At 69.3% G+C, this 7668-nt stretch carries 5 protein-coding genes; all 5 read left to right on the plus strand.

What is annotated here, in order from left to right; genetic code table 11:
• Positions 1-2164 (plus strand): Ig-like domain-containing protein (locus tag Q0U08_RS15010; RefSeq protein WP_298092290.1); only part of this gene is annotated, 2164 nt, incomplete at its 5' end.
• Positions 2165-2183: 19 nt separating this feature from the next.
• A complete protein-coding gene (locus Q0U08_RS15015) occupies positions 2184-3407 on the plus strand; it encodes a TolC family protein (RefSeq protein ID WP_298092292.1) in 1224 nt (407 codons plus the stop codon).
• Entirely contained in the window at positions 3407-5542 is a 2136-nt protein-coding gene (locus tag Q0U08_RS15020; protein WP_298092294.1) for a type I secretion system permease/ATPase, read from the plus strand. The genes Q0U08_RS15015 and Q0U08_RS15020 overlap by 1 nt, the downstream gene beginning before the upstream one ends.
• Positions 5535-6716, plus strand: coding sequence for an HlyD family efflux transporter periplasmic adaptor subunit (locus tag Q0U08_RS15025; protein WP_298092296.1), 1182 nt, complete (start codon positions 5535-5537; stop codon positions 6714-6716). Before Q0U08_RS15020 ends, Q0U08_RS15025 begins: the two co-directional genes overlap by 8 nt.
• A gap of 13 nt (positions 6717-6729) precedes the next feature.
• Complete coding sequence (locus Q0U08_RS15030) at positions 6730-7629, plus strand: 2-hydroxyacid dehydrogenase (RefSeq protein ID WP_298092298.1); 900 nt, start codon at positions 6730-6732, stop codon at positions 7627-7629.
• The last annotated feature ends 39 nt before the right edge of the window (positions 7630-7668 follow it).

Below are 7668 nucleotides of genomic sequence, written 5' to 3' on the forward strand. Positions count from 1 at the left end.
CAACGGCACCATCCTGTCCGGCACGACCGAGGCGGGGGCGCTGGTGACCTTGACCGTCGGCGGCGTGCCGCTGGGCACGACCACCGCCGGGGCGGATGGTCGCTGGCAGTTCACGCCGGGCACGGCGCCGGTGGACGGTGCGGTGGTATCGGTCACGGCGACCGATGCGGCGGGTAACACGGGCACAGCGGCGAGCGTGACGATCGATGCGGTGCCACCGGGATTGCCGACGATCCGGCCGACCAACGGCACCGCGCTGACCGGCACCGCGGAGGCGGGATCGACGGTGACGCTGACCGCGGGCGGGGCGCCGCTGGCAACTGTCGTCGCGGACAGTGCGGGCAACTGGCAGTTCGTGCCGGGCGCCGCGCTGGCCAATGGCGTGGCGGTGTCGGCACAGGCGCAGGATCCGGCGGGCAATATCGGCCCGGCGGCATCCGCGGTGGTGGACAGTGTGGCGCCGACGATCCCGACCAACCTGGTGATCTCTGCGGGCGGCACCGTACTGACCGGCATCGCCGAACCGAACGCCCAGGTACAGGTGACCGTGCGCGGTTCGAGCACGCCGATCACCGCCCCGGTGGGTGCGGACGGCACGTTCAGCGTGACGCTGCCCGTGCCGCTGGTCGACGGGCAGTTGGTCAGCGTGGTGGCGATCGACGCCGCGCTGAACATCGGCAATCCCGCGATCATCACCGCACCCGATTTGGGCGTGCCGGTGGTGACGGTGATCGAGGCCGCGGACGGCTTCGTCAACAATGCCGAGGCGCGCAGTGGCGGCGGCATCCAGGTGGCGGTGGGGCTGACCCCCGGTGCGGCCGCGGGTGACACGGTGCTGGTCACCCTGACCTCGCAGAACGGCTATGTCGTGCAGACCACGGCGACGCTGACCGCCGCGGACGTGGCCGCACGCTCGGTGGGCGTGACGGTGCCGGTGGTCGGCAATGCGGCGGACGGTCCGGCACAGGTCACCGCGCAGATCGACGGGGGGCTGGTGTCGCCACCGGCGGCGTTCGTGATCGACACGATCGCCCCACAGACGCCGGTGCTGTCGCTGGTCGGCAACCTGCTGGGTGTGGCGGGCGAGCCCAATTCGATCGTGACCGTCGACGTGTCCGCGCTGGGCACGACGGCGACCGCGACGGTGCAGCTCGACAACCGGGGACTGGGATCGCTGGACCTGATCGGCGGCCTGAACGTCGGCCTGTCGCTGGCGGATCTGCTGGACGTGTCGGTAAGCGCACGGGCATCCGATCTGGCCGGCAACGTCAGCAACGTCGCGGCGCTGGGGCTGGAAGATGCGCTGACCGGTGACCTGCTGACGGTGGGCGGCATCCGCCTGAACGTGTCGCTGTTGCCGCTGGCGATCGGCCTGGTCGCGCAGACCGAGCCGGGGACTACGGTGCGGCTGGAGGTGGCGACGCCTGCTGCCACCGCACGGTTGGCGCCACCGGTCGATGCGAACGGCAACTTCGGGTTGAACCTGCTGGACGCGAACTTGCTGGGGCAATTGGGCCTTAGCGTCGGCGGGCTGCTGAACCTGGGGGCGGGCCTGTCGGTCAACATCATCGCCACCGACCAGTTCGGCAACGACAGCGCGCGGTACGGCGTGTCGCTGATCGGTAACGGGTCGTTGCTGAGCATCGGCGAAATTTCGGTGAACGGAACCGAGGGTTCCGACGTGCTGATCGGTGTGACGGGCACCAGCGAGGTGTTCTATGCCGGCTCGGGCTCGGACCTGATCCTGGGCGTGCACAGCGGCGACGCGGTGTTCGCCGGGGCCGGCGACGACTCGATCGAGCTTACCGCCAGCAACTTCCGGTCGGTGGACGGCGGCGCCGGGTTCGACACGCTGTTGCTGAGCAACGGCATCGACCTGGATTACGGGCCCGGTACATCGGGCACGATCGCCAATATCGAGCGGATCGACCTGGGCCATGCCGACGGGTCCAGCGTGCTGACGCTGACCGCCGCCGAGGTGAACGCGGTGACCAGCACCGGCAACACCCTGCAGATCACCGGCGATGCCGAGGATCGGCTGGTGGTGCGCGGCGCGGCGGACACGGGCACCGACGTGACGATCCAGGGGACGGTGTACGACGTCTACAGCTTCAACGGCACGACACTGCATGTCGAACAGAACACCGTTACCGTTGTCGTGTAAGCCGCGCGGGCGGGCGGCCATGGTGCTGCCCGCCCTGCTGTTATGCGTGATCGCCGCGCCCGCCTCCGCCCGCACACTGGCGGAGGCGGTGCGCATGGGGCTGGCGATCAGCCCGGAGGTGAAGGCCGCGCGTGCCAGCGAGGCGGCGGCCGAGACCGATGTGCGCATCGCCAGGAGCGGCTATCTGCCGTCCATCTCGGTATCCGGCGGGCCGCAGTCATTCGATCTGGACGGGTTGGGCTATGAAGTGACGGCAGCCCAGGCGCTGCACGACTGGGGCCGGGTGCGCAGCAGCGTGGACCGGGCCAAGGCGCAGCAGGGGAGGCTGGGTGAACAGGCGCTGGTCCGGCGCGACGAGATCGCGCTGGATATCGCCGAGGCCTATTGCGACATCCTGGTCACCGAGCGGCAGGTGGCCAATGTCGAGGCGTTCATCGCGGCCCTGAGTGGTATCGAGGCGATGACGGGCGCGCGGTTCGAGGGGCATTTCGCCGACCGGTCGGAGCCCGAGCGGGTACGGCTGGAGCTGGCACGCGCGCGCGAGCAACTGGCGATCGAGCAGGGGACGCTGGTCGATGCGCGCAACCGGTATCGCCTGCTGGTCGGCGAGGAGGCGAACGATCTGGCCGAGCCGCGGCCGATGGCGTTTACCGAACACATCGCCGCCAAGGATCTGGGCGAGTTGATCGCGGACTCGCCGCTCTATCGCAGCGCGGTGGCCGATACGCGCACCGCCGAGGCCGACCTGCGCGGTGCCAAGGCGCAGTTGCTGCCGCAGATCAATGCCGAGGCGACGACGCTGCGCCGGCCGATCGGCGGCATCGCCCGGTCCGACACGATCGTCGGCATCCGCTTCCGCATGTCGACGATGCAAGGCTTCTCCGCCTTTCTGCGGCCGCAGGGCGAGGCGCAGCGGGTGCAGGCGGCGATATTGAACCAGGGGGCGGTCGACCGTCAGCAGCGCCGCGAGGTGCGCACCCTGATCGACAATGCCGCGATGATGGCCGCCCGCGAGGAGGCACTGCGCACGCAGGTGGGCACGGCCGATGCGGTCGGCCAGACCTATCTGGACCAGTTCACCGTCGGGCGGCGCGACCTGATCGACATCCTCAACACGCGGCGCGAACAGTTCGAGGCGCAGCGGCAACTGACCAACATCCATATCGACCGGCTGCGCGTGCAGTTTCGCGCCGCGGCACGGCTGGGCCTGATCGGGCCGTTGATCGAAGGGGGGCTTTCCTGATGGCGACTGCACTTTCGCTGGTGCCGGACGTGCCGCCGGCGCCGCCGGTGGATCCGCTGCGCGAGGGGCTGGTGGTGCTGGCGCAGTTGCTGGGGCGGCCGACAAGCGTGGCGGAGCTGGGTGACGGCCTGCCGCTGAAGGACGGGCGGTTGCCGATCGCGATGGTGCCGCGGGCGCTGCGGCGGGTGGACGTGGCGGCGCGGGTGGCGGACTTCCGGCTGGCCGATCTGGACGCGATGCTGTTGCCGGCGCTGCTGGTGCTGACGACCGGCGAGACGGTGGTGGCGACGGGGCTGGGTGACGGGACGATCGATCTGGTCTCCCCCGCCACCGGCGGCGGCGCGCAGACGCTGGCGATCGCGGAGGTGCAGACGCGCTATTCGGGCACCGCCGTATTCGCCAAGCCGCGCTATCGGCCGGACGGGCGCGCGCTCCAGCATCATGCCGCCATCGGCGAGCACTGGTTCTTCGGCACGTTGAAGCGCCTGCGCCGCGATTATGCCGAGGTGGCGCTGGCGGCGATGACCGCGAACCTGCTGGCGATCGGATCGGCGCTGTTCGCGATGCAGGTCTATGACCGGGTGGTGCCCAATGCGGCGTTCGATACGCTGTGGATCCTGGCCAGCGGTGTCGGCCTGGCGATCGTGCTGGAAAGCCTGCTCCGCGTGATGCGCGCGCATCTGCTGGACACGATGGGCAAGCGGCTGGACCTGAAGCTGTCCTCGCAACTGTTCGCACGCGTGCTCGACACGCGGCTGGCGGCCAAGCCGCCGTCGCTGGGCGCGTTCAGCACGCAGATCCGCGAGTTCGAGAGCGTGCGCGAGTTCTTTACGTCGACCAGCGCGGCGATCATCAGCGACCTACCGTTCGTGCTGATCTTCCTGGGGCTTATCGCGCTCATCGGCGGGCCGATCGTGTGGGTGCCGGTGGTGGCGGTATTGTTGATCCTGCTGCCGGGGCTCGCCACGCAGAGGCGGCTGGGGGACCTGTCGCGCCGCAACCTGCGCGAGGGGGCGGTCAAGAATGCGATCCTGCTGGAATCGATCGAGCATCTGGAAACGGTCAAGGCGGGGCGCGGGGAAGGACGCGCGCTGCATCAGTGGGAGACGCTGACCGCCGAGCTGGCGGGCAGTTCGGCGCGGACGAGCCTGCTGGCGACGGGCCTCGCCTATAGCGCGTCGATGGTGCAGCAGCTCGGCTATGTTGGCGTGGTGGTGTTCGGGGTGTACCGGATCAGCACCGGCGAGATGTCGATGGGTGCGCTGGTGGCGTGCTCGATCCTGGCGTCGCGCGGGATCGCGCCGATGTCGCAGGCGGCGGGGATGCTCGGGCGGTGGCAGCATATCCGGGTGGCGATGGAGGGGCTGGACCAGTTGATGGCGGCCCCCGCCGAGCGGCCCGCGACCAAGGTGTTCGTCGCGCGCGACCGGACCGAGGGCGCGTACCGGCTGGAGGAGGTGCGGTTGCAGCATGGCGACGGGCCGCTGGCGGTCGATGTCGCCGCGCTGAGCATCAAGGCCGGTGAGCGCGTCGCCTTGCTGGGCGGGAACGGTGCGGGCAAGTCTTCGCTGCTGCGGCTGATGTCGGGGTTCGGCGATGCCAGCGGCGGGCGCATCCTGCTGGACGAGGTGGCGATCGGTGCGATCGATCCGGGCGATCGGCGGCGCGCGATCGGCTATCTGCCACAGGACGTGGCGCTGCTGCACGGAACGCTGCGCGACAACCTGAATTTGGGCGGGTTGGCGCTGAGCGACGCCGATATGTTCGAGGCGCTGGACGCGGTGGGGCTGGGGCCGTTCGTGCGCGCGCATCCGCGCGGGCTGGACATGGCGATCCAGAGCAGTGCGAGCTTTTCGGGCGGGCAGCGGCAGGCGGTGGGGCTGGCGCGGGTGCTGTTGCAGGATCCGCGCGTCGTGCTGCTCGACGAGCCGACCGCGTTCTTCGACCAGGCGAACGAGATGCAGGTGATCCAGTATCTGAGCGGCTGGCTGGGGAACCGGACGCTGGTGGTGACGACGCACAAGCGCAGCGTGCTGGATCTGGTGACGCGTGCGGTGGTGCTGCGGCAGGGGAAGGTGGTGATGGACGGTCCCGTGGCGGGACTGGTGTCGAAGGAGGGGACGGTTCGTGCTTAGCCTGACGCCTGCCGAGCGGATGCGGCGCGAACTGGCCGATCCGCTGCTGACCGACGTGCATCCGCGGTCGCGCATGATGCTGTGGACGGTGATCGCATGCGTGGCGATCTTCGTCGGCTGGGCGACCTGGGCGCAACTGGACGTGGTGACGCGCGGCGACGGGCGGGTGGTGCCGTACAGCCGCATCCAGAAGATCCAGAGCCTTGAGGGCGGCATTCTGGGTGAATTACTGGTCAAGGAGGGCGATCTGGTCCGCGCCGGGCAGCCGCTGGTCCGGCTGGACCCGACGCGGTTCGAGACGTCGTTCGCCGAATCCTCGAACCAGGCGGTGGCCTTGCGCGCATCGATTGCGCGGCTGGAGGCGGAGGTGCTGGGGCGCGGGACGGTGGCGTTTCCGGCCGGGATCGACCCATCCACGCAGCGGTCCGAAATGGCACTATTCCAGTCGCGGCGTGAGAAGCTGCGCGAGAGCGTGGCCTCCATCGGCAAGCAGATCGGTATTGCGCAGAACCAGTTGGCGCTGATCCGGCCGCTGGTCGCCAAGCAGGTGGTGAGCGAGATGGAGGCGCTGAAGCTGGGGCAGGAGATCGCGACGCTGAACGGCAAGCTGATCGAAGTGAAAAGCAGCTATGCGCAGGAAGCCTACACCGAATTGTCGCAAAGAAAGGCGGAGTTGAGCCCGCTGGAGCCGATCGTTGCACAGCGGCAGGACCAGCTTCGCCGCACGCGGATCCTGTCGCCGGTGACGGGGCGGGTGAACAAGATCCTGATCACCACGCGCGGCGGCGTGATCCAGCCGGCCGAACCGATCATGGAGGTGGTGCCGATCGAGGACCGTTTGCTGGTCGAGGCCAAGGTGAAGCCGCGTGACGTGGCGTTCCTGGTGCCGGGCATGTCGGCCAAGGTGAAGCTGACCGCGTACGACTATACCATCTATGGCGATCTGGCCGGCAAGGTCGAGCAGATCAGCGCGGACACGATCGAGGAAGACACCCCGCACGGCAAGGAGCCCTATTACAAGGTGCTGATCCGCACCGATGGCAGCCAGTTGCGGCGGGGGAGCGAGGTGTTGCCGATCATTCCGGGCATGGTGGCCGAGGTCGATATCCTGAGCGGAAAGCGCAGCGTTCTGAACTACCTGCTCAGGCCCTTGTTGAAGGCACGGCTGGTCTAGCTATGCTGGAGGGATGAGCGATCGTCCCCTTGTGCTGCTGCTTGCCGACCCGGAATCCACAGTCGGGCGGATGGTTTCCGACCGTTTCGACGTGGTGCGCGGACCCGATGCACGGGTGCGCGCGGTGGTGGGGACGGGCATGAGCCGCGTGCCGGCCGACCTGATTTCGGCGCTGCCGGCACTGGGGCTGATCGCGCTCAACGGCGTGGGCTATGACGGCGTAGACGTGGCGGCGGCGCGAGCGCGTGGCGTAGCGGTGACGACGACACCGGACGTGCTGACCGACGATGTCGCCGATCAGGCGATCGCGCTGATGCTGGCGGTGCTGCGCCGGACGGCGGCGAACGACCGGGCGGTGCGGGAAGGGCGCTGGTCGGTTCCCCTGGCACGGCGGGTCAGCGGCCGGACGGTCGGCATCTTCGGGCTTGGACGGATCGGGCGGGCGATTGCCATGCGGGCGGCGCCGTTTGCGGGCGAGATCGTCTATGCCAGCCGCCGGGTGTACGCGGATGTGCCGTGGCGCCACCTGCCGAATATCACCGCGCTGGCAGAGGCGAGCGACGTGCTCATCCTCGCTGCAGCCGCGACCAGGGATACCGCGCATGTGGTTGATGCCGGCGTGCTGCGTGCGTTGGGCGCGGAGGGCGTGCTGGTGAACATCGCGCGCGGATCGTTGGTGGATGAAGCGGCGCTGGTGGAGGCGCTGCGCGACGGCACGATCGCGGGGGCGGGGCTGGATGTGTTCGCGGACGAACCGCGGGTGCCGGAAGCCTTGACCGGTATGGAGCATGTGGTGCTGGCGCCGCATCAGGCGAGCGCGACGGTCGAGACGCGGGCCGCGATGGCGGAGCTGGTGGTGGCGAATCTGGAGGCGTTATTTGCGGGGCGGGCGCTGGTGACGCCCTTGGGGTGATCCCCGGCTAGCCCCTCCCCTGAAGGGGAGGGGTTGGGG

The organism is uncultured Sphingomonas sp. (assembly GCF_946477935.1).
Taxonomy (GTDB): Bacteria; Pseudomonadota; Alphaproteobacteria; order Sphingomonadales; family Sphingomonadaceae; genus Sphingomonas.